Annotated in this window: 14 protein-coding genes; 8 read left to right on the forward strand and 6 right to left on the reverse strand. The window is 64.0% G+C overall.

Annotated elements, in window-relative coordinates; translation table 11 throughout:
- Positions 1-35 precede the first annotated feature (35 nt).
- The 3 genes from GC148_RS00610 (at position 36) to msrA (ending at position 7,951) form a co-directional block, all read left to right on the forward strand.
- Positions 36-5,030 carry an alpha-2-macroglobulin gene (locus GC148_RS00610; RefSeq protein WP_291068082.1) on the forward strand — a complete coding sequence of 1,665 codons (4,995 nt, stop codon included), beginning with the start codon at positions 36-38 and terminating at the stop codon, positions 5,028-5,030.
- An 18-nt stretch (positions 5,031-5,048) separates the two neighbouring features.
- Positions 5,049-7,169, forward strand: a complete 2,121-nt coding sequence (gene pbpC, locus GC148_RS00615; protein WP_291068083.1) for a penicillin-binding protein 1C — start codon at positions 5,049-5,051, stop codon at positions 7,167-7,169.
- Positions 7,170-7,309: 140 nt separating this feature from the next.
- Positions 7,310-7,951 (forward strand): peptide-methionine (S)-S-oxide reductase MsrA, encoded by a 642-nt coding sequence (gene msrA, locus GC148_RS00620; protein ID WP_291068084.1) that lies wholly within the window; start codon positions 7,310-7,312, stop codon positions 7,949-7,951.
- A gap of 21 nt (positions 7,952-7,972) precedes the next feature.
- On the opposite strand, the gene GC148_RS00625 is transcribed toward msrA, so the two are convergent.
- Positions 7,973-9,610 (reverse strand): glycosyltransferase family 39 protein, encoded by a 1,638-nt coding sequence (locus GC148_RS00625; RefSeq protein ID WP_291068085.1) that lies wholly within the window; start codon positions 9,608-9,610, stop codon positions 7,973-7,975.
- A 182-nt stretch (positions 9,611-9,792) separates the two neighbouring features.
- Between GC148_RS00625 and GC148_RS00630 the strand changes: the two genes are divergently transcribed.
- From GC148_RS00630 to aguB, 3 genes are all read left to right on the forward strand, one after another.
- Positions 9,793-12,957, forward strand: a complete 3,165-nt coding sequence (locus GC148_RS00630) for a TonB-dependent receptor (RefSeq protein WP_291068086.1) — start codon at positions 9,793-9,795, stop codon at positions 12,955-12,957.
- Positions 12,958-13,051: 94 nt separating this feature from the next.
- A complete protein-coding gene (locus tag GC148_RS00635; protein ID WP_291068087.1) occupies positions 13,052-14,035 on the forward strand; it encodes an agmatine deiminase family protein in 984 nt (327 codons plus the stop codon).
- Positions 14,036-14,048: 13 nt separating this feature from the next.
- Positions 14,049-14,891 carry an N-carbamoylputrescine amidase gene (gene aguB / locus GC148_RS00640; RefSeq protein WP_291068088.1) on the forward strand — a complete coding sequence of 281 codons (843 nt, stop codon included), beginning with the start codon at positions 14,049-14,051 and terminating at the stop codon, positions 14,889-14,891.
- Here the strand turns inward: aguB and GC148_RS00645 are convergent.
- The 4 genes from GC148_RS00645 to GC148_RS00660 all read right to left on the reverse strand — a co-directional run bounded on the left by GC148_RS00645 (position 14,888) and on the right by GC148_RS00660 (position 20,918).
- Entirely contained in the window at positions 14,888-16,222 is a 1,335-nt protein-coding gene (locus tag GC148_RS00645; RefSeq protein ID WP_291068089.1) for an MFS transporter, read from the reverse strand. The genes aguB and GC148_RS00645 overlap by 4 nt on opposite strands.
- 110 nt (positions 16,223-16,332) lie before the next feature.
- Complete coding sequence (locus tag GC148_RS00650; RefSeq protein ID WP_291068090.1) at positions 16,333-18,072, reverse strand: amidohydrolase family protein; 1,740 nt, start codon at positions 18,070-18,072, stop codon at positions 16,333-16,335.
- A 76-nt stretch (positions 18,073-18,148) separates the two neighbouring features.
- On the reverse strand, positions 18,149-20,533 hold the full coding sequence (locus tag GC148_RS00655) for a transketolase (protein ID WP_291068091.1): 2,385 nt from the start codon (positions 20,531-20,533) through the stop codon (positions 18,149-18,151).
- 61 nt (positions 20,534-20,594) lie between these two features.
- Positions 20,595-20,918, reverse strand: a complete 324-nt coding sequence (locus GC148_RS00660; protein WP_291068092.1) for a hypothetical protein — start codon at positions 20,916-20,918, stop codon at positions 20,595-20,597.
- A 124-nt stretch (positions 20,919-21,042) separates the two neighbouring features.
- On the opposite strand from GC148_RS00660, the gene murI reads away from it, so the two are divergent.
- A complete protein-coding gene (murI, locus tag GC148_RS00665; RefSeq protein WP_291068093.1) occupies positions 21,043-21,912 on the forward strand; it encodes a glutamate racemase in 870 nt (289 codons plus the stop codon).
- Here murI and GC148_RS00670 read toward each other — a convergent pair.
- On the reverse strand, positions 21,858-23,051 hold the full coding sequence (locus GC148_RS00670) for a type III PLP-dependent enzyme (RefSeq protein WP_291068094.1): 1,194 nt from the start codon (positions 23,049-23,051) through the stop codon (positions 21,858-21,860). The genes murI and GC148_RS00670 overlap by 55 nt on opposite strands.
- A 262-nt stretch (positions 23,052-23,313) precedes the next feature.
- On the opposite strand from GC148_RS00670, the gene GC148_RS00675 reads away from it, so the two are divergent.
- Positions 23,314-24,420 carry a substrate-binding domain-containing protein gene (locus GC148_RS00675; RefSeq protein ID WP_291068095.1) on the forward strand — a complete coding sequence of 369 codons (1,107 nt, stop codon included), beginning with the start codon at positions 23,314-23,316 and terminating at the stop codon, positions 24,418-24,420.
- The last annotated feature ends 27 nt before the right edge of the window (positions 24,421-24,447 follow it).

The following is a 24,447-nucleotide window of genomic DNA, read 5'->3' on the forward strand; positions in this document are numbered from 1 at the left end:
TGTAAGAGTTAATGCAGAGTCGGGAGGACGTGTAGATGTCGAGTTTGGTTCGTGGCCGGTCGTGGGGCCTGCGTGCATTGGCAGCCGCAGCTTTCTTGTTTGTCGCAGCCTGCGGCGGGTCGCAGACCGCACGAGAACCGGGGGAAGATGCTGACGCCCAGGTCCTTGTCGAACGCTCCCCGGCCGATGAAGTCGCCGCCCGCAAACGCGAAGAAGCCCGCCAGCGGGCCCGTGACGCCGCCGAAACCGAATTCTCCTATTTCCGCTACCGCATCGACACCTCGACCGAACAACCGCTCGCCTGCTTCGTCTTCTCCGCAGCGCTTGATCCGAAAACGGACTATTCACCCTATGTCGAATTCCGCCCTGCCTTCCGGGCGGCCTTGTCGGTTGAGGGCCGCGAACTCTGCGTGGGTGGCCTGACCTTCGGCACCACGCGCACCGCCACCATCCTTGCCGGACTTCCAGCTGCGGACGGGCGCACCCTGAAGCGCGCAGAAACCGTCCCGGTCGACTTTGCCGACCGTCCGCCCTTTGTCGGCTTCAAAGGCACCGGCGTTATCCTGCCGCGCGAGAATGCCGATGGCCTGCCTATTGAAACGGTCAATGTCGACAAGGTCCGCGTGGTCGTCAGCCGCATCAATGACCGCGCGCTGGTGTTCAAGAACATCAATGCCGGCACCACCACAGGGCAGGGCCAATGGTCCTGGATGTGGGGTCCGGATTCCCCAGAAGATGTCGCGGAAGAACTCTTCACCGGCACGATGGATGTGGACAACACAGCCAACGCACCCGTGGTGACGGTCTTCCCGTTGCAGGATGTCGTAGGCCCGATGAAGCCCGGCGCCTATTTCGTCAGTGTCACGGACGCCGCCGAAATCTCAGAAAATGAAGGCCCGCCCGCCTCGTCCGGCCGCTGGATCCTGCTCACCGATCTCGCGCTGACCGCCTATCGCGGCGAGAACGGCCTCGACGTAACGCTGCGCTCCCTGAAAGACGGCAAAGTCGTCAAGGGCGCGACCATCCAATTGCTGGCGGCCAACAACGCTGTCCTCGCCGAAGCCAAGCCGAATGATCAGGGCCGTGTCACGTTCGATGCGCCGCTGATGAATGGGCAAGGCAACATGACCCCGCGTCTTGTGCTCGCCACGGCCGCTAATGGGGAACTCGCCGCGCTGGATCTCGCCCGCGCGCCGGTCGACCTGTCTGATGACGCGATCGGCGGACGCCACACGCCCGGCCCGGTGGATGCCTATGTCTACACCGACCGCGGCATCTATCGCCCCGGCGAAAGCGTCGAACTGACGGCGATGCTGCGCGACCGCGCCGGCCGCCAGGTTTCGGGCCGCAATGGCAACCTGATCATCTACCGCCCCAACGGCCTCATTGCGTCGAAGACCCGGTTCACCGATCCGAAGCCCGGCGCTGTGCTGTCGACCTTCAATCTGCCCAAAGGCGCTTCGCGCGGTGAATGGCGCGCCAGCATCGAGATCGACGGCGTCTCCATGCCCGCCGGCGAAGCGCGCTTCGCGGTCGAAGACTTCGTGCCCCAGCGGATCGCGGTAGACATCACCGCCGATGAAACGCGCCCGCTGAAGGCCGGCGGTGTGCGCGATGTCGAAATCGCCTCCCGCTTCCTGTACGGCGCCCCCGGCGCAGGCCTGACGGTGAAAACCGAAGCCCGGGTCGAAGCCGATCCCGCGCCCTTCAAGGCCTACAAGGGCTTCACCTATGGCCGCCAGGACCAGTCATTCGAGGAGCAGATCCTCGAGTTCGACGACACGACGACGGACGGCGAAGGCAAGGCGCTCGTCCGCCTCTCGCCCGGCACGGCGGGTTCGAATTCCGGCCTGCCGCTGCGCCTGAACACGGTGGTCAGCGTGCTCGAGCCTGGTGGCCGGGCCGTCGCTGAAAGCGTGCGCGTGCCTTACAGGCCCGAGCCGCTCTATGTCGGGATCAAGCCAGCCTTTGAATCGAGTGTCGAAGAAGGCGGCGACGCCAAGTTTGAAGTTGTCGCGATCAATGCGGACGGTGAAGCGGTGGCCCAGCGTCTGAGCTGGAAAGTGCTCGCGATCGACTTCCACTATGACTGGTACCGCGACGGCGATCAGTGGACCTGGCGCCGCTCGCGCACGGTCACCAAGGTCAACGAGGGCGTGGTCAATACGCCCGCCGGTGGTGTAGCCGAAATCAAGGCGCCCGGCCTTGAATGGGGCAGCCACGAACTCGTCATCGAAGGGCAGGGCGCCCTCGCCAATGTCGGCGCCAGCACCACGTTCTATGTGGGTTGGGGCGGCTGGACCAGTGAGGACGGCACCGAAGCGCCGGACCGCGTGAAGGTCATCGCATCCGAGACGTCGCCAAAAGCCGGTCAGAATGCCGAGCTTACCATCGTGGCGCCCTATGACGGCCAGGCACAGGTCGTGGTCGCAACCGACCGTGTGCTGACGGTCCAGAACCTCGCCGTCTCCGAGAAGGGTACGCGCATCACCCTGCCGGTCACGGCAGACTGGGGGGAGGGCGCCTATGTCATGGTTACGGTCTATTCCGGCCGCGACCCTGCCCTGCGGGCCAAGCCGCGCCGCGCGGTCGGCGTGGCGCACGTTCCGGTCGACATGGACTCGCGCACCTTCAACGTGTCGATGACAGCGCCGGAAGTCGCCCGTCCGCTGACGGAACAGATCGTCGAGGTCAAGATCGAGGGTGGCCCGAAAGAGCCGGTCTACCTCACCCTCGCGGCGGTCGATGAAGGCATCCTGCAACTCACCAAGTTCAAGTCGCCGGACCCGGTCGCCTACTATTTTGGCCGCAAGGCCCTCGGCGTCGAACTCCACGACGATTATGGCCGCTTGCTTGATCCCAACATGGGCCTGCCGGCTGAAGTCCGCGTCGGCGGCGACCAGCTCGGCGGCGAAGGCCTCACGGTTGTGCCGACGAAATCCGTCGTCCTCTTCTCGGGCCTTGTCGAGGTCGGCCGCAATGGCAAGGCCAAGATCCCGCTCGACCTGCCGGAATTCAATGGCGAGCTGCGCCTGATGGCGGTGGCCTGGTCGCAGACCGGTCTTGGCTCGACAGACCAGAAGATGAAGGTGCGTGACCGCGCGCCGGCCGATCTCGTGATGCCGCGCTTCCTCGCCCCCGGTGACGAAGCGGTGATCACCGCCTCCATCGACAACGTCGAACTCGCCGCCGGTCAATTCATTGCCAAGGTTGCCGGTGGTCAGCAGGTCAGTGTGGCGGCTGCGCAGATGACCCGCACGCTGAAACAGGGCCAACGCGCCGATATTCCGGTCAGCGTTGCCGCGAAGAGCGAAGGCATTTCGTCGCTGCGCCTCGAAGTCTCCGGGCCGGACAAGTATTCGGTGTCCCGCAACTACGAGATCCAGACCCGCTCGCCCTACCTGCCGGAATCGCGCGCCACGACCCAGCTGATGCGTCCGGGCGACTCGTTCAATATCGGGAAGGATGTGCTGAAAGGCTATGTTCCCGGCTCGGTGGATGTGGCCGTCGGCTTCTCGCCGATCCCGGTTGATCCAGGCACGCTCTATGCGTCACTGGACCGTTATCCCTATGGCTGCACCGAGCAGCTCACCAGCCGCGCCCTGCCGCTCGTCTATGCCGAGCAGTTGGTCACGATGGGCGCGAAAGGGTCGCGCGACAATGCCCGCGACAAGGTGCAGGTTGCGCTCAACACAATCCTGAACCGTCAGGGTGCGGATGGTGCCTTCGGCCTGTGGCGGGAAGGGGATGGTTACGCCACCCCCTGGCTCGGCGCTTATGCGACCGATTTCGTCTACCGCGCCAAACAGGCCGGCTATTCGGTGCCCGACGAAGCGCTGACGCGGGCCTATGGCGCGCTGCGCAGCGTCGCCAGCGGCGACGCCTGGCGGGTCTACGGCTACGATACGGATGTCTATGAAGGTCCGTACTCGACCGACACCCAGCGCCAGATGATGTACCGCTCGTCGGCCTATGCACTCTACGTGCTGGCCAAGGCGGGGCAGGCGGACATTTCCCGCCTGCGCTACATGCATGACCGCGAACTCGACGCCATCGACAGTCCGCTGGCCCGTGCCCATATCGGCGCCGGCCTTGCCTATCTCGGTGACCGGGCCCGCGCGGTCTCGGCCTTTAAGTCGGCCGAATCCCAGCTCGGCTACAAGAACTCGGGCGACTATTACCAGACGCCTCTGCGCGACCTCGCGGGCATTCTCGCCCTCGCGGCCGAAGCCCAGCTGCCGGAAACGGTTGAGCGTCTCGCCACCCGTCTCGGCAAGGATGTGCCGGACGCCTCCAGCCTCACAACGCAGGAAAAGTCCTACATGCTTCAGGCGGTCAACGCGCTGACGCAGGGCGAAGACCTGCTGCAGGTCGGCGTCACCGGCCTCGGTGCGGGCAATGACAACCAGCGCCAGTACATGCTGAGCGAGGCCCAGGCCGCGACCGGCGTCAGCTTCAAGCTCAACGCCAAAGCTCCGGTCTTCCGGACGGTGCTGGTCACCGGTGCGCCGGCCTCAGCGCCGCCCGCCGTGTCGTCGAAGCTGAAAGCCGACAAGCAGTTCTACACGATGTCGGGGGCGCCGGTGAAACTCGATCAGGTGCGCCAGGGCGACAAGTTCGTCGTCGGCCTCACGGTCTCGCCGGATGAGAAACGCCTTAACCCGGTGATCGTGGCAGACCTGCTGCCGGCGGGCTTCGAGATCGAGACCGTGCTGCGTGTCGCCGATGCCCGCATCGTCGAGTATGACTGGTACAGCGGCACCGACCGGGTCCGCGAGGGCGCCTTTGCCTTCCTCGGCACGATCACGCAGGCCCAGACCGCCCAGGCTCAGGACGACCGGTTCGTCGCTGCCGTGAACGTCTACGACAAACCGGTCACGCTCGCTTATGTCGTGCGCGCGGTCACGCCCGGCACGTTCGCAATGCCCGGTGTGGTCGCCGAAGACATGTACCGGCCGGAAGTCTACGGACGCTCCGCACCCGGACGGGTCACCATCCTCGCCGCGCAGGGCACTGCCGGCGGCAAGTAGGAAACAGGGGAGCGCAGCGTGCGTGTGGCCGGGTATGTGGCCAATTCCTGGGCCAGGCTCAAATCCTTCACCGGATCTGTCGCCTGGCCGCGCCGTCTCATCGCCGGCCTCGCCGCCGGCCTTGCAGCGGTGCTGCTGATTGATACCGTTTTCCCGCCGCCGCTGACGCGGGCTCACGTCAATTCCGTTCTGGTGACCGACCGGCTCGGCAAACCGCTCCGGGCCTTCGCCGCGCCCGACGGCCGCTGGCGGTTCGCCGTCAGGCTCGAAGAGATCGATCCCGCTTTCATCGATGCGCTCGTGCGGGTCGAGGACAAGCGCTTCTGGTCTCACCATGGTACGGACTGGTCCGGCATGGTGCGCGCCGCCATCGACAGCGCGGCGGCGGGCCGCATCGTCTCAGGCGGATCCACCATCACCATGCAGACCGCCCGGATGCTGGAGCCGCGCGATCGCAACATCGGCTCGAAATTCATCGAGATGTGGCGCGCCAACCAGCTGGAGCGGCGCTTCACGAAGCAGGAAATCCTCGAACTGTATCTCACGCTGACGCCCTATGGCGGCAACCTCGAAGGCGTGCGTGCGGCCAGCTGGAGCTATTTCGGACACGAGGCCGACCGTCTGTCTTCGGATGAAATTGCGCTGCTGATTGCCCTGCCACAATCGCCTGAAGTACGCCGCCCGGACCGCCGCCCGGAACAGGCCAAGAAGGCGCGCGACTGGGTGGCCACTAAGCTGGCTGCCTACGGCGTCTTCGCGCCGGACGAGGCTGAGGAAGTCGCTGCATTGCCGGTGCCGCCGCGCCGGCTCGATTTCCCGGATCAGGCCTGGCATGGCGCAGATGCGGTGTTGGCCAGCGGGCCGCGCGAAGATGTCCGCTCCACGCTGGATGCCGGGCTGCAGGCTGAACTCGATCGCATCGCGCTGACCCGCGCTGAAGCGGAAGGCGCCGATGTGCAGGTCTCGGCGATCGTGGTGCACATTCCCACCCGCGCCGTGCGCGCGCTGGTCGGCTCCGCCTCGCGCGACCGGGCCGGGGGCTGGATCGACCTGACCAATCGGGCCCGCTCGCCCGGCTCTACGCTGAAGCCTTTTATCTATGGCCTCGCCTTCGATGACGGTATCGCCTCGCCGGACACGCGCGTTGAAGACGTGCCGCGCACCTTTGCGGGCTACCAGCCGGAAAACTTCGACCGAATATTCCGCGGCGATGTGCGCATCTCGGACGCGCTCCAGCATTCGCTGAACATTCCCGCTGTGCTCATGCTGGATCGGATCGGAGCCGAGCGCTTCTCTGCTCAGCTGGCGATGGCAGGCGCCCGCCCGCGCTATACTGGCGCGGCCAGCCACAATGCCGGTCTCGCGCTGGCGCTCGGCGGCGCCGGGCTCACCGCGCGCGAATTGGCGATCCTCTATGCCGCATTGGGCGATGGCGGAATCGCCAAGCCGCTGGTCTGGCGCGCCGATGAAGAACGCGCGAGCTTCGAGGATCCGGGCCGCCGCCTGCTTGGCGAGGCGAGCGCGGACGAAATCCTCCAGATCCTCAGGGGCTCGCCCGCACCGGCGGGCCGCATGCCCGGCAGCCTGACGCGCGACGCGCCGCAGATCGCCTTCAAGACCGGCACATCTTACGGCTTCCGCGATGCCTGGGCAGCGGCAGTTTCCGGCGAGCACGCCATCGTCGTCTGGATCGGACGCGCGGACGGCGCGCCGCGCACGGGTGTCACCGGGCGCGACATTGCCCTGCCGGTGCTCTTCGAGATGGCGGACCGCGTATCGCACCATCTGCGCGATGAAGGCGAATCGCGCGCGCGCCTGTCCTCAGAGCCGCTGCGCAAGTCCAAAGGCGCGCAGCGCAACCTGTCGGAGAACCGGCCGCCAGAAATCCTGTTTCCGCCCGAGGGGGCCGAGCTTTGGGCAGGCCCTGTCAATGGCAAGCCGGGGCGTCCCTTCGTGCTGGCCGGGCGCGGGCAGGGCGCGCTCAGCTGGTACATCGATGGCACACCGACACAACTAGACGATGCGGGCGCGCCGATCTGGCAACCGCGCCAGCCGGGGTTCTACCAGGTCACGGCCGTCGATCCGGAAGGCCGCGCCACCCGCGTCAGAGTCCGCGTACTGACTGAAAACCCGGCATAGTGGTGTGCAAACAGGTCACATCAGCGTGACAATTGCGCAGTCCCTGCCCTCCGGGGCTTTTTTCCTTCGCCTGCTGCAACTATTTCGCCATCTGGACGGTGTATTCAGTTCCGTTCTGTGTGTGAAAGATTAGCGTGCCGATGAAACATCCCGCCCTGCTTATTGCCCTGACGGCCGGTCTGCTGGCCACCGGGCTTGCGTTCTTTTCAAGCGCCGGGGCGGAAGACCGCCGGTTTGACGATCCGCCGGCCCGCGTGGCCACGGCGATTTTTGCAGGCGGCTGTTTCTGGTGCGTGGAAGCCGACTTCGACAAGGTCGAAGGCGTGATCGACACCACCTCCGGCTACACCGGCGGCACGGTCGACAATCCGAGCTACAAGCAGGTCACGCGCGGCGACACGGGCCATTACGAAGCCGTCAAGGTCACCTACGACCCTTCGAAAGTTTCTTACGACGAACTCGCCGACTATTTCATCCACCACATCGACCCCACCGACGCCAAGGGCCAGTTCTGCGACAAGGGGCCGAGCTACCGTTCGGCGATCTTCGTGTCCGGGCAGGGTGAGCGCCAGTCGGCTGAAGCCGCGCTCAAACTGGCGAAGAAACAGCTGGGCCAGGATGTCGCCACCGCGATCCTTCCGGCAGGCGGCTTCTGGCCGGCAGAGGATTACCATCAGGATTATTACATCCGCAGTGCTGTGAAGTACGACTTTTACCGCACCGCCTGTGGCCGTGATGACCGTATCAAGGATCTCTGGGGCAAAGTCGCCAAGGGCTCCTGATCGTCCGGCGGCGCGCGTCGCTCAGTCCTTCGAGGGGCAGGGCGGCTCGTCGAATTCCTTCACGGTCGTGTATTTGGCATCCCAATCGGCGTTGCGCTCGGCGGGCGCGAAGTCCTGCGCCACGTAGAGCTGGAACACGCGTGTGATCGGGCAGCCGTTGCCGCGCACGCCGAGATCGATGCGGATCTGTCCGGCCGGCTCGAAGCGCTCAAAATCGCCGCGGATGCGCGGCCGCATCCAGGGATGAAGCGACGCCACCAGGACGGGCCCGTTGTGCACCGTTTCCAGCCCGACCCGCTCCGAAAAACTCTTCGGCGACGCATACCGGCGCCATGAAATCAGCGGCACCGTCCGATCGCGGCCATAGAAGTCCAGCCCGTGCCAGGCCTCCCGTTCGTCCACGAGCACGGCAACGGCGCCGATTCGCTCCGCTTCGGCGAACACTTGATCAGCCGCCACGTCCCAGCCGCGCGTGCGCTTCAGCGCATTGTCAATCCCCAGCGCCCGCGTCTGGGCTGGCGACAGGACCGGCACGACGAGGAAGATCAGCGCAGCGAGCGCGTTGACGCCCAGGCTTGCCCAGATCAGCGCGCGGCGCTCCGCAAACCAGGCCGCGACCAGCAGGCTCGCCCCCGGATAGGCCGTCGCCGCCCAGTTAGCGTGTGCGCGCGACAGCACCGCCTGGCAGAGAATAAACAAGAGCACCGGCAATATGAAACAGAGCAGCCAGCGCGCCGGTGCAGGGTCGCCCTCCGTTCGAGACTTCCAGGTGATCAGGCCGGCAATCAGCAGGATGAAACTGACCGGCCCGAACACGCCCAACTGATCGAGAAAATAGGTCAGGGCGTTTTCCGGGTGGAACAGGTCGCCGCCCAGATTGGCATTGTCCACTGTGTGGCCGACCGTCTGGAAGTCGTTCGCGGCATTCCAGGCAAAGTGCGGGGCGATCAGGAGCGTCATCACGCCCAGTGCCAGCGCGCCGCTCCATGACAGCAGGGCGCGGCGCATCGGCGCGTCGACGAGGCAGGTCAGGACGAGGCCGATGACGAAATAGAGCATTGCATACTTGGAGAGAATACCGAGCCCCACCACCGCGCCCAGCGCCGCAGCCGTCATCCGTCCGCTGCCACTGCGCAGCCGCCAAGCGAGAAACAGCCCGGTGCACCAAAACGGCATCAGCACGCCATCGGTCGACAGCACGCTCGACGACAGCGTCACCGCCGGCATCAGCGCATAGAGCAGGGCTGCATAGAGTCCTGTTTTTGCGGAAAACATTTCCCGTCCGGCCAGGAACAGGAGGCCGGCTGCCGCCGTATGCAGAAAGGGCGCAGCCAGCCGCACGGCCCACTCGTTGTTGCCGAACACAGCGGTCATCAGGTGGATGACCCAGGCGATCATAGGCGGTTTGGAATAATAACCCCAGGCCAGCTCCTGCGACCAGCGCCAGTACTGGGCTTCATCCGCATAGAGATTAAGCGGCGAGGCCAGGATCGCGCAGACCCGTACCAGCAACAGCACGGCCAGGGCGGCCAGCGTCAGCCGGGCCTCGGGACTCTTCGGGATGAGGTTCACAGCAGACATGGCCGATTCGGGTTGTTTGCGCCTCTTATGGCGGCTTGGCGCACACAAATACAGATCAGTTTGCGGCGCATTCAGCACAAGTGTGCCGCACAGCGTGTCATTTTTGCATCGCAACAAAAAAACCGGCCCCGGATTGGCCGCCTCAGCAGAACCTTCAATTGTCTGTCACTGATCTGTCATGTAGCGGGACTAATGCCGAGCTAGAACCGGAGCGGCACGAGGGCACTCCGGTAGCGGTCGACAAAGTCGGGGAAGACAACATGATCAAGAATTTCTTTGCACGTAGCGTGTCCGTTGCGGCCATCGCTGCGATCCTGCCGGTTGCGGCAGTCCACGCTCAGGTCACCTCTTCGAGCGCGCGCGGGGTCGTTACCGACTCGGCCGGTCAGCCCGTCGCTGGCGCCACTGTCACGATCGTCCACGAGCCCACCGGCACCGTCACCACGGCGACCACCGGTCTCAACGGCGCCTACACATCCCAGAACCTCCGCGTCGGCGGTCCGTTCAGCTTCACCGTCACCGGTGAAGGCGTAACCGCCAGCCGTGTGGAGGGCGTCTACACCAGCCTCGGCGACACCGCTGTTGTCAACATTGTCACCGCTGCGGCCGATGATACGGCCCGCCTCGATACGGTCGTCGTGACCGGCTCGTCGATCGTTGCCCAGGTTGCAACCGGCCCGTCGTCGACCTTCAACCTCGCCACGCTGGAAAATTCCCCGGCGATCAACCGCGACATCAAGGACATCATCCGCCTTGACCCGCGCGTCTACATCGATCCCAACGCTGGCGGTTCGGCTGGTTCTGACGGCGTGCAGTGCGCCGGTGCCAGCACCCGGTACAACTCGCTGACCGTTGACGGCGTCCGCCTCAACGACAACTTCGGCCTCAACAGCAACGGCTATCCGACCGAGCGAATCCCGTTCTCGTACGACGCAATCGAGCAGGTCTCGGTTGAACTCGCACCGTTCGACGTCGCCTACGGTTCCTTCACGGCCTGTAACATCAACGCCGTCACCAAGACCGGCACGAACGAAATCCATGGCGGTTTCTTCTACGATTACACCAGCGACTCGCTGACGGGTGACAAGACTGACGGCATCGACCGCGATCTCGGCACCTTCGACGAAAAGCGCTACGGCGTCCACGTCGGCGCGCCGATCATCAAGGACCGCCTGTTCGCTTTCCTCGCCTACGAGAAATTCGAAGGCGCAAACATCTTTGGCGCAACGCCAGAAGATGTCGGCCTGTCTCAGGCTCTTTACCAGAGCGTCATCGACACTGCTGTGAACCAGTATGGCTATGTGGCCGGTGGTCTGCCGACCTCGCTGGCTGTCGAAGACGAAAAATTCTTCGCCAAGATCGACTGGAACATCACGGAAACCCAGCGCGCGGCGTTCACCTACACTTACAACGACGGCTTCAACTTCTCGCCTTCTGACAATAGCTCGAGCCAGATTTCCGATGGAAATCACTACTACGAGCGCGGTGCGAAGCTGGAATCCTACACCGCCGCCCTGTATTCTGACTGGACGCCGAATTTCAACACCGAGCTGCGCGCTTCGGTTCTGAACCTCGACAACCGTCAGATCCCGGTCGCCGGCCTCGACGGTTTCGGTGAAGTCCAGATCCGCGTTCCTCGCGACCTGTTCTCGGGCACGACGACGATCTATCTCGGCGCTGACGATAGCCGTCACGCCAACCAGCTCTCCTATGACCTGACGAACTACAAGGCTGCCGCAAACTACCAGCTCGGCAACCACCTGCTGACGGCCGGTGTTGAGCGCGAAGAGTTCAATGTGTTCAACCTCTTCATCCAGCAGGTTCAGGGTGAGTGGCGCTTCGCGAGCCCTACGACCTTCGCTTCGGGTGACTACAACTTCTTCAACTACACGAACGCCGCGGGCACGAACAACCAGAACGATGGCGCAGCTGACTTCGGCTACGAAATCACGACCGGTTACCTGCAGGATACCTGGAACGTCACGGACTATCTCGATGTGACGGCAGGCATTCGTTACGACTACTACACGACCAGCGACAAGCCAGCGTACAACCCGGCTTTCTTCGCCCGTTCTGGCTTCCGCAATGATGCGACGCTTGACGGCGAAGGCATTGTCCAGCCGCGCATCGGCTTCAACCTTGAAGTCAATCCGGACGTGAAGTTCCACGGCGGCGTCGGCCTCTTCTCCGGCGGCAACCCGAACGTCTGGCTATCGAACAACTATTCCAACAACGGCGTCGTGTTGGCGGACTATGTCATCACCTCGGGCAACGTGAACACGGACACCTATCCGAACGGCGGCAGCCCGTTCATCGACGTGCCACAAACGGCGATCGATTTTGTTGCAAACGCAAACGGCGCCGGCAACGTCAACGCGCTGGATCCGAATTTCAAGATCCCCTCTGAGTGGAAGTTTGCTTTCGGCGGCGTGTTTAATATCGACACCGGTGTTCCGATCCTCGGTGACGACTTGCGCCTCCAGGCTGACCTTCTTGTTTCTAAGACCAACGAGTCTGCGATCGTCGTCCCGCTCGGCTACGCCCAGTCGGGCGTTGGCCCTGACGGCCGTCCGATCTATCGCGGTACCAGCAACACCAACGACTTCATGCTGACGAATGCCGACAACAAAGGCAGCTCGAAAGTGTTCTCGATCGCAGCTTCGCAGCAGTATGAAAACGGCATCGACTGGTCGCTGGCCTACGCCTACACGGACGCCAAAGACACCAACCCGATGACCTCATCGGTCGCGTTCTCGAACTTCGCGAACTACACGACCTACGATCCGGTCAACATCCCGACCGCAACGACCGATTACGAGATCGCGCACCGAATCACGATGAAGATCGACTACGAGCACGATTTTATTGGTGATTATACCTCGCGGATTTCGTTGTTCGGTTCAGCCAACGAAGGCTCGCCTTACAGCTACACCTTTGCTCGCAACACGCTGTTCGAACCGAACTCGTTCGCCAACAGTCGTCAGCTGGCGTACATCCCGACCGGTGTGAACGATCCGCTGATCGCGCCGACCTCGAATGCCGCCGCTGTTGCTGCGCTTAACGCGTTCATCTCCAGCCACGATGTGCTTGACGAGTATCGTGGACAGATCGCGCCACGCAACATCGCTGCGGACGACTGGTGGACCACGTTCGACCTTCGTCTGTCCCAGGATCTCCCGGGCCTGCGTAAGGACGACCGTACGCAGGTCTACATGGTCATCGAGAACCTCGGTAACCTGCTGAACAGCGACTGGGGCATCCAACGCGAGCACGGCTTCCCGGGCAACGCGGAGCTCTACACGGCCACGATCAACGCCAACAACCAATACGTGATCTCGGCCTTCAACTCGTCGGCAGACAACGACTCTATCAACGTTGACCCGTCTCTGTGGAAGATCCGCTTTGGCCTGAAGTACAAGTTCTGATCTGCCAACCGGCTCAGAACGATTGAATACAAGGGGCGGCCTTTCCGGGCCGCCCTTTTCCTTTGAACAAACCTGTGGCAAGGCGCGCAGCAATATGCCCGGATCCAAGAATTTCCTCCCGCCCGAATGGGCGCCGCATGCCGCCCTCTGGGCGGGCTGGCCCCGCCTTGCTGAAGAATGGGGCGGCGAACTTGCGCCCGCCCGCAAGGATACTGCTGCCTTCATCCACGCCGCGGCGGTGCACGTGCCGGTGAAGGTCGCAATCGGGTCGGACGAGGCGATGGCTTCGGCGCTGGCCGCCGTCGGCGGCGCCGCCGAGCTCGTGCGCATTCCCACCGGTGATATCTGGTTGCGCGATACGGGCCCGATCGTCACGGGGCAGGGCGCCGCCCGCCAAGCTCAGGTATTCCGCTTCAACGGCTGGGGCGGCAAATACCTGATGGACGGCGACACCGACACGGCGGCCGCGCTGGCCGGTCATGAGGCTCTCCCCACGCGCGCCCACGATTTCGTGCTCGAAGGGGGTGGCATCGATGTCGATGGCGAAGGCCGCCTGCTGACGACCCGCCAGTGCCTGCTCAATCCGAACCGTAACCCGCTGCTCTCCGAAGACCAGATCGAGGGCCATCTGCGTGCTGCGCTCGGCGTCGAGGAGATCCTCTGGCTCGGCGATGGTCTTGCCAACGACCACACCGATGGCCATGTGGACAACATCGCCCGCTTTATCGGCCCCGGCCATGTGCTCTGCCAGCATCCCGCCGGCCCGGATGATCCGAATACGGAGGTTCTGCGCGACATCGAACGTACGCTCGCGGCGGCCGGCCTGATGGTGTCGACCATCCCGTCGCCTGGCCGCATCCATTTCGGCGATGGCGTGCCGGTGCCCGCCAGCCATATGAACTTCACGATCACGAATGGAGCCGTCCTCGTGCCGATCTATGAGGATCGGTACAGCGCCGTTGCCCTGGCCGAACTGAAGGCGCTGTTCCCCGGCCGGGACGTGATCGGCCTGCCTGCGCGCGGCATTCTCGCCGGCGGGGGCAGTTTCCATTGCATGACCCGCGAAATCCCCGCCTGATAGGAGGCTTCCCATGGCCCGCACGCTGACCCTCGCCGCCATCCAGTTCGCTCCGTCCGATGATGTGCAGGCGAACATCGACCGTGTCGCCGGATTCATCCGCGAGGCGGCCGCCAAAGGCGCCGATGTTGTCCTGCCGCCGGAGCTCTTTTGCGGCGTCTATTTCTGCAAGACGCAGGAAGAGGAACACTTCGCTCGCGCGATGGAATGGCCCGAGCATCCAGCCGTTCGTCAGTTCTCGGAGCTTGCGGCCGAACTCGGTGTTGTTATCCCGATCTCGATCTACGAGAAGGAAGGCCCGCTCTACTTCAACTCGGTCGTGATGATCGATGCCGACGGCACGCCCCTCGGCGTCTATCGCAAGAGCCACATTCCCGATGGTCCCGGCTATCAGGAGAAATTCTATTTCCGCCCCGGCGATACGGGCTTCCGCACATGGTCGACACTCAAGGGCCGCATCGGTGTTGGTATCTGCTGGGACCAGTGGTTCCCGGAAGCGGCCCGCGCGATGGCCCTGATGGGGGCAGACGCGCTCCTCTATCCCACTGCCATCGGTGCAGAGCCGCAGGATGTCGGTCTCGATACCGCCGCGCGCTGGCGCCGCGGTATGCAGGGCCACGCCGTCGCTAATGTCATACCAATCGTCGCCGCCAATCGTGTCGGCGATGAAGGCGGGCAAGTCTTCTATGGCACCAGCTTCATCACAGACGAGACGGGCGAGATCGCCTGCGACTTCGGCCGCACGGAGGAGGGGGTGCTCATCGCGTCCTTCGATCTCGACAAGATCGACCAGGCTCGCGCCGCCTGGGGCTTCTTCCGCGACCGCCGCAGCGACCTCTACGACATCCTGCTCTAGAGAGCGGCAGCAGCGCCGTCGATTTCATCGAGCACACGCTGTTTCACGGCGTTCTCGTTGAATAGGTAAATCGCACTGGCGCCCACGGCCGCGACGATGATCATGGCCGCCAGGACGGCGGGATAGCCGCCCAGCGCTTCAATCGGGCCAAGGCTCGCCGAGGCCAGCGTGATACCGAGATTGGCGATCGCCATGAACAGCGTGAACTGTGTCGCGGCAACCTTCAGTGAGCAGACTTTCATGGCCGAGGCGCAGATCGCGATCTGGGCCAGCGTGTAAAGCGACAGGAAAGCCAGCGCTGCAATCTGGATCGCAAGATCGGCCGCCCAGACGGGCTGGGCCATCCAGTAGATCGCTACGGCGCCGCCCATCAGGCCAAAGGCCAACAGGGTTGTTGGCCTTGATCCCAGCCGGTCAGCGATAAATCCGATCACCAGGACGCCCAGGATGCCCGCGAGCAGGTTCGCCGATCCGGACAACGCGGAAAATTCTGCGTCGTTCCAGCCGCCGATCCTGATGGCGATCAGCGGCATCGCTCCGACATAGAAGCCGTAGAGCAAGCCCGTGGCGATCTGCGCAACTGCAAGCAGGCCCGCATCCCGCGTGACCATAGCCTTCCAGACGGACCTGATCAGGGGCCACCACGTTCCGGCTTGCCGCGCAGCCGACTCTGCCGAAGGGGCGCCGGCCGTCCATGGCAACAGGCGCTCGCCCGGCCGTTCACGGAACACTACCATGATCATCAGTACAGCGACAACAAACCCAGCATTGCCGATCATTGCGCCTGGGAAACCGATGGAAGCGATAGCAAAGCCCGCAAAGGCTGTTCCCGCAGCAATGCCGATGGATTGGCCGCCAAACATCAGACCGTTTGCCCTTGCGCGTTCGTCGTCCGGAATCAGATCGACCGCCATGCCGTCAACAGCCACATCCTGGAATGTCGTTGCAGTCATGATGCAAAAGGCAAACAAGGAGAGCGTGCCGATCTGGCTCGGTGAAGGATCAACAAGCGCCATGAGGATGAGGCCGAGCGCCATGACCGATTGCGCACCTATCAGCCACGCCCGCCGCCGGCCCATGGGAAGGTAAGTAAACCTGTCCATGATAAATCCGTTCACGAACTTCAGTGTCCACGGAAGACCGGTGGCGCCGAGAAATCCGCCGATCTCGAGCGGCGAGGCGCCGTTCACCGCCAGCCAGGCCGGAATGGCGAAGTAGAACACACCGATGGGCGCGCCTTGCGCCACATAGAGCAGGAAAACCGACAGGAAGCGGAGCGTCTGGTATTCTGAAATCGCGGGCAGGCCGCCCCTCTCAACAGAGTGTGCCATATCGATTGTCCCCCGGGCTCACCTGATAGTGACACCGCCAGTGCCAACGCTATGGCCAAAAAACGCCAGCTCAAGCAAAATGTTTCGGGGGGGGCGTTTCGGGATCCGGCTCAGTCCACCTCCAACGGACGCAGTTCGCCGCCCAGCAACACGCCCCAGATGCCGATTTCGGACCAGTCCGTACCCGGCAGATCCAGCGGGTTTGAATCGAGGATGGTGAAGTCGGCGCGTTTGCCCGGTGACAGCGAGCCGATCTCGGCTTCCAGCCCCAGCACGCGCGCCGCATCCAGTGTAATCGCCTCCAGCGCATCATAAGGCTTCAGGGCATTGGCCGCCTCATAGGTGCCGCCCTCGCGTGTCGCGCGCGTGATGTGGGCGCCCGCCGCCCGCAGCGGCTGGGGCGGGGCGAGCGGCGCGTCGGAGTGCAGTGCCACCACGGCGCCGGCCGCTGACAGGCTGCCCAGCGGCGTGATCCAGCTTGCCCGGGCCGGCCCCAGCGGCGAGGCATACGCCTCGGCCATGTAGAATACGTAATGGCTGGCCGCGGACACCATCGCCGACAGCTCGCCCGCCCGCGCCGCTTGCTCGGGTGAGAACAGACCGCCATGTTCGATCACAAAATCCCCTTCAAACCCTTCCGTGCGCAGCGTCGCCAGCGCCTCCAGCGTCGCGGTCTGCGCCGCGTCGCCGTTGGAATGTATGTGGACGGACAGTCCGGCATCGGTATAGGGCCTCATAGTATTGGCAATCTCGCCGTTCGGGATCACCCAGAGCCCCATCAACCCCTTCGACTGCCCAGCGAGATATCCCGGCGGCGACAGACGCATCGTCTGCGAATAATAGGCGGCGTCTGCGAAAAACTTCACCCGAGGCAAGACCGGCGCCGCCGCCGGGCGCGCCCCGCTTACCATGTCCAACACCGCCTGCGGCGCTCCGTCGCCGAATTCCCGTTGCAACGATCGGAATTCGGGGATCAGGTAAAGCCGGAAGCCATCTTCTGCCATCGACCAGCTTGCAGCGATCGTCTGGTCTTCCAGCGCCAGCCCGAAAACGCCATACCCAAGATCTGCCGTCGTAGTCACGCCCGCATTGCGCACGATTTCGAAGTACCGCTCGATCCCCGCGCCGAAGCTGACGGGATTGAACAACACATCCTTTGCCCGGGCGAACACCACCATCGCCGCGTCTTCATAGATACGCCCGGTAAGTGCGCCGTCCGCATCGAGATCCACGCCGTGGAAGGTCTCCGCCAACGCCGGTGTTGCGCCGATCATGTCGAGGGCGGCGGAGTTCAGGTAGAAGTCGTGCCCGGAATAATGCCACACGATCATCGGCCGGTCGGGGGCCACGGCATCCAGGATGTGCCGGTCGAGATCGCCCTGCACCAGGTTATGAAATCCGTACACAACCACCGGCGCGCCGTCCTGCGGCGCTTCGGCGACGATTTCGGCAAGTCGCGCCCGGAAGGCTTCAGGGGAGGGGTAGCCCGCCGTCATGCCCTCCGGGGTTGCCATCGGCCACGGTGGTGCGAACGGATGTGCATAGAGCATTCCGCCCAGCAGCAAATGCATGTGTGGATCGATCAGCCCCGGTACGATCGTTTTGTCACGGAAGGTCTCGTCGATGCGTGCGCCCGGATAATCGGCCTGCAAGGCGCCCAGGCTACCCACCGCCGTGACGCGGCCTTCGTCCACCGCAACCGCCTCGGCGGTCACGCCTTCGCCGGTCATCGGGATGACCTCGCGGGCGACATAGATCGTCACGTCGGACAGGGGCACGGGCGCAGGCGGCGCCGCGCAGGTCGCAATCCATAAAAACGCGGCCACGAGCCACAGTCGGCGTGTCAGCATGATATCCTCCCTCGACCGGTCTTTTGCCGGCTATCTACGCAAGGCTAACCCCATGCGCCGTGCTGCGCCAGTGGGTCTAGAGCACGCGCCCGGGAGACAGGTGGCTGGCCGCCGAGACGATGGCATCGGCGTCGATCTGGAAATGCCGGTAGAGATCGCGGATCGTGCCGGTCTGCCCGAAATGCTCGACGCCCAGCGGCGTGACGGCATGCCCCTTCACGCCGCCGATCCAGGCCAGCGTTGCCGGATGTCCGTCCGTCACGGTGATCAGCTGGCAATGCGGCGGCACGCCCTCCATCAGGCGTTCGATCTGGCTCTTCGCCTTCGCCTGTCCGCGCGCGCGGGCGCGCCGCGCCGCCGTCCAGCCTGAATTCAGTCTGTCTGCGGAGGTTACCGCCAACACGCCGATATCGCGTCGGCCTTCGCCGATCCGCGCCGCGGCCTTGATGGCCTCGGGTGCAATCACGCCCTGGTAGGCAATCACCACTTCGCAATTCGGTCCCGGCTTGCGCAGCCAGTAGCCGCCATCGATCACGCCTTGCCGGAAGGCAGCATCGTCGCGCTTCCACACGCGCACCTGTTCCAGCGGCTTGGTCGACAGGCGCAGGTAAACCGAACCGCCCGTTTCGTCGCGCAGCCAGGTGCGCTCATCCGGATCGCCCTCGCCGTCGCGCTGCAGATAGTCGAAACTCCAGTCCATGATGATCGAGAGTTCGTCCAGGAAAGCTGGTTCGAACGAAACCAGCCCGTCCTGGCTCATGCCGATCAGCTGTGCGCCGATGGATTGGTGCGCGCCGCCCTCCGGCGCCAGCGTCACGCCGCTCGGCGTGCCCGCGATGATGAAGCGCGCATCCTGGTAGCAGGCATAGTTCAGCGCATCGAGCCCGCGCGCAATGAAGGGGTCATACACGGTGCCGATCGGAATCAACCGTTCCCCGAACAGCGAATGCGACAGGCCTGCCGCGCCCAGCAGCAGGAAGAGGTTCATCTCCGCGATGCCGAGCTCGATATGCTGGCCCTCGGGCGAGAACTGCCATTTCTGTGCGGACGGAATCTTCTGGTCACGGAACGTATCGGCGAGGCTCTCGCGTGCGAACAGGCCGCGCCGGTTGACCCAGGGGCCGAGATTCGTCGACACGGTTACATCTGGCGAGGTGGTCACGATCCGGCGCGACAGCTCAGTGTCTTCCTTGGCATGGGCATCGAGGATCTTGCCGAACCCGGCCTGCGTCGACAGCATTTCGTCGTCCAGGAAGACCGGCCCGGGGGAGGGCACGGCCGGCGAACTATAGCGCCTCGGGCCCGCTGCAAAGAAGGGCACCTCACGTAGGAAACCACGTAGGGCGCCGGCGTCCTCGACGCCCGCCAGTGGCTCCCATTCCTCGCCCTCTGCCACGCCCATCGCCTTCTGGAATTCGCCCATCTGCGTCTTGGTCATCAGACCTGAATGGTTGTCCTTGTGGCCGGCCAGCGGCGTGCCCCAGCCCTTGATCGTATAGGCGAGGAACACGGTCGGCGTGTCGTCGCGCGCGCCGTCAAACGCCTCGCACAGCGTCTCCAGGCACTGGCCGCCCAGATTATTCATCAATTGGCTGAGTTCGGCGTCCGTGCGCCGTTCGATCAGCCGGGTCACGTCGCCCTGGTCGCCGATATCGTCCAGCAGCCGCTTGCGCCAGGCCGCGCCGCCCAGATAGGTCATCGCCGAATAGAGCGAATTGGGGCAGGTCTCGATCCACTGCTTCAGGCGTGCACCGCCGGGCTCAGCAAAGGCTGCGCGTTGCAGCGCGCCGAACCGCAGCACTTCCACACGCCAGCCGAACGCCTTGAAGATCGCCTCCACCCGAGCCCAGAGCCCCTCATGCACCACGCCGTCCAGGCTCTGGCGGTTATAGTCGATGATCCACCAGGTATTACGCAGGCCGTGCTTCCAGCCTTCCTGCAGGCATTCGTAAACGTTGCCTTCATCCAGTTCCGCATCACCCACCAGGGCCACCATGCGGCCGGGCTTGCGCGCACCTGATCCAAGCTCCGTCCACGGACGGGCCAGCAGGTAATCCTGCACCAGTGCGGCAAACGCCGTCTCTGCCACGCCAAGCCCGACTGACCCCGTGGAAAAATCCACGTCGTCGATGTCCTTTGTCCGTGAAGGATAGGATTGCGCGCCGCCATAGCCGCGGAAGTTTTCCAGCTTCTCGCGCGTCTGGTTGCCCATCAGGTAGTGCATCGCGTGGAAAACGGGCGCGGCATGCGGCTTCACCGCCACGCGGTCTTCCGGCCGCAGCACATGGAAGTACAGCGCGGTCAGGATCGACACCATCGAGGCGCAGCTCGCCTGATGTCCGCCCACCTTCACGTCATCGTCGCGCTTCTCGCGCAGATGGTTCGCATTGTGTACGGTCCACGAGGCCAGCCACAGCAGGCGCTGCTCGAGGGTCTTCAGATGATCGATCGGGTGAGCCATGCCCCGGCGTAAATCAGCGCGTGCGCCAAGTCCATGGGGGCCGATCCCGAATGCAGCGGCCTTAGCCGCGGGTGCGCTGGGCCTTGTCGAACAGGTCGGTCAGTGTGGAGCTCGGCAGGGTATGCATCGTTTGCACCCAGCTTGGCATGCCTTTCAGCAGGTCGGCGGTATCCGCCCAGCGGCGCACATTGGCATCGGCCGCACGGTGGAAGGCCTCGCGCATGAAGTTCCCGTCCTTGTCGTCGAACCCGTCCGACAATGTGATCTGGGAAAAGCTCATCACGCCTTTTTGCATGTTCAGCAGCGCTTCGAGCGAGGCCGCCGTGATGGTGGTATAGTTGCGCCAGGAGTTCAGCCAGAAGTCCATCATGTCCTGTTTTCCCATCTGTTCCGCCTCAAGCTAGTCCGCGATTGTGCGGTGCACAACAAGTTTTGTGCCACCGGCCACGCTGGCGCCGCCGCCTTGCCTATATTGCGCCGTCTCCGAATGCGCCTAGTTTCCCGCACAGATGAGCGAAACGATGCCCTACACGTTCGAACCCTCACCCGCGCGGGGCCGCGTTCTCGTGTTCGATTCCGGCGTCGGCGGGCTCACCGTGGCGGGCGAGATCCGCGCGCTCGGGCCCCGCCTGTCGGTCCACTACGCCGCCGATACGGGCTTTTTCCCATATGGGGACAAGTCCGACGAGGCCCTGCGCGAACGCCTGCCGAAGGTTGCCAGGGCCCTGGTCGAGGCCGTCCAGCCGGACGTCTTCGTGATCGCCTGCAACACAGCCAGCACGCTCGCCCTCGCCGAGGTTCGCGCCGCCCTCGACATTCCGGTCGTCGGCACGGTGCCCGCCATCAAGCCGGCGGCGCAGCTCACCGAGACCGGCACGATCGGCCTCCTCGCCACCCCCGGCACCATCCGGCGTGCCTATACGGCGCAGCTGATCGAGGAGTTCGCCGCCGGCAAGCGCGTGCTCCTGCATGGCAGCCTCGACCTCGTGAAACTCGCCGAAGCCAACGCGCGCGGCGAAGACATTCCGCCGGAAGCTTTCGCCTCCGCCCAGGCGCCGCTGTTCGCGATGGAGGGCGGCGATGCGATCGACACAGTCGTACTCGCCTGCACGCATTTCCCGCTTGTGCGCGGACAGCTCATCGCCACTGCGCCGCGGCCCGTCTCCTACATTGATTCCGGCGCCGCCATTGCCCGCCAGACCATTCGTGTCCTGCCGAAAGATACTCATGCCGGCGGGCAGGGAGGCACAGCCAGCCTCACCAGCCCGCCGGATGAGACGGATGGCATCTCGCGCGTCCTCAGACGCTACGGATTTCCTGAGATTCAGTTTGTGGCGTGCGAACCGAATGCGACGACTTCGGCCGAAGCCGCGCCGTAGAGCGTCGGCCAAGGAGCGTCCTGCACGATCGCGGTGTCGGCTTCACCGAAGCCGTTGAACCGGGTTGCCATCGCGCGGCCATAGGCGCCGATATTGCCGAACTCGATATAGTCGCCTTCGGTCATGCCGGCCGGCAGCCAGACCTTCTCGGCCAGCATGTCGGTCGAGTCGCAGGTCGGTCCGTACACGGTGTACTCCACCATGCGGCCCATCTTGCGGGCATCGCCCGGGATGGCACGGATCGGGAAGTCCCAGCGCTCGTGCACGGCGTCGTACAGCGAACCATACGAACCGTCATTGATGTACAGCGTGTTGCCCTTGGCGAGGTCCACGCGCACGAGAAGGCTCTCGGCCTCCGCCACAAGCGCACGGCCCGGCTCGCACCACAGTTCAGCGTTTTCCAGAACGAACATGTTCTCGAACGAACGCATCACCATCGCGACATAGTCGTCCATTTCCGGCGGGGTCTTGTCGGCATAGATCGCAGGGAAGCCGCCGCCGACATCCACGATGTCCACGGTCACGCCGGCCTCGATGATGATCCGGCTGGCATCGGCCATTGCCTGCGCCCAAGCCGACGGCTTCATCGCCTGGCTGCCGACATGGAACGACACCCCGACTTCGTCGGCATGATGGCGGGCGAGGCGGAGGATTTCCGCGGCCTCTTCCGGGCTGGCGCCGAACTTGTTCGCCAGCGGCAGGGCCGAGCCTTCGCAAGACACAGCGATGCGCACGAGGATCGTCAGGTCCTTCGCACGGCCGGTGGCTTCGAGGATCTTGTTCAGCTCGGCCACGGTGTCGGTCACGAAGATGCGCACACCGTGGTTCTCATAGGCGCGCTTGATCGCGTGACGCGGCTTGACCGGGTGCAGGTAAGCGATCTTCGCCTCCGGGAACCGGCCGCGAATCAGTTCGATTTCCTTTTCCGAGGCCGCATCGAAGCTGCGCACGCCGCCTTCCCAGAGGGCGTCCAGAACGTGCGGGGCAGGGTTTGCCTTCACGGCATAAAAGGCCTGCGCCGGAAATTTCTCGACAAACCAACGCGCAGCAGCAGTTACACGCTCCGGACGGAAGCAGTAAACCGGCAGCTCTGGCTGCAGATTGCGCACAATATTATACGGGGTCGCGTAAGTGTGCATGACACCTAACCTCCAAAGGGCTTCAAACCAGCTTTGGGCGTTAGTACAGGGGGCCCCCCTTATCGGGTTAGCCCAGATGTCCGCCACATCAATTTCGAAGGTGCAAATAGGGGATAACGCCCGGTCTTGCAAGAAGAAATTTCGGGCTCCTGCTTTCTGTCGCAAAACTGTCACTTATAGTCGCAGCAACTGTCACATCTTGGGCGTATGGCGGGAGCGCGAATTCCCCGGTAAATCCGGCCAAACAGAGCGGAGAAGTGAGATGTTTAAGGGTTTCCTCAAAGCGGCCATGCCCGCTGCAATTTTCCTGGCGGTCGCCGCCTGCGGACAGAGCGATCTGTCAAAGCTCGAAGATGATTCGGCCTCTGGAGCCGGTCCGGTCGCCGGCGCCGCCACCGCCGAGCAGAAGGTCAAAATTGTCGGATCGTCCACCGTCGCCCCGTTCTCGCGCACCATTGCCGAGCGTTTCGGCGCCACCACGGCCTTCGGCACGCCGATCGTCGAATCGACCGGCACCGGCGGCGGCTTCAAGGCCTTCTGCAGCGGCGTCGGCCCCGACCAGCCGTCGATCGCTAATGCCTCACGCCCCATCAAGGACTCCGAGCGCAACCTCTGCGTCGCCGCCGGCGTGACCAGTATCACCGAGATCCCGCTCGGCTATGACGGCATCGTCATCGCCAACGCCAAGGAAGGCCCGGAATTCGACCTGACCAAGCAGGAGCTTTATCTCGCCCTCGCCAAGGACATCCCGGACGGCAAGGGCGGCTTCATGCCGAACCCCTACAAGGCCTGGAACGAAGTCGCACCAAACCTGCCGGCCGAGCCGATCCTCGTCCTCGGTCCGCCACCGACCTCCGGCACGCGCGACGCCTTCGTCGAACTCGGCATGGAACTCGGCGCCCTTGAGGTGCCGGAACTTGCCGAACTGAAGAAGACCGATGAAGAAGCCTTCAAGAACTACGCCCACACGATTCGCACAGACGGCGCCTGGGTAGACTTCGGCGAGAACGACACCGCCATCGCCCAGTCGCTCGTGAAGTCGCCGGAAGCCATCGGCGTGCTCGGCTTCTCCTTCCTGGAGCAGAATGGTGACCGCGTGAAAGGTGCCCATCTCGGCGGCATCGACCCGACCTTCGAAATGATCACCACCGGCCAGTATGGCCTCGCTCGCGTGATGTATTTCTACGTCAAGGACCAGAACCTGCCGCTGGTGCCGGGCCTGGCTGAATTCGTCGTTGAATCGGTCAGCGAAGGCGCCGCCGGTGAAGATGGCTATCTCGTCGAGAAGGGCCTGATCCCGCTGCACGAAACCGAACTGGCCAAGGCGCAGGACATCGCGGCTGCGCTGACCGCTTCGACCACGCCGTAAGCGCCACGTCCTACGTGTCCGGGGCCT

It is taken from the genome of Hyphomonas sp., assembly GCF_016125515.1.
In the GTDB taxonomy this organism is placed as follows: Bacteria; Pseudomonadota; Alphaproteobacteria; order Caulobacterales; family Hyphomonadaceae; genus Hyphomonas.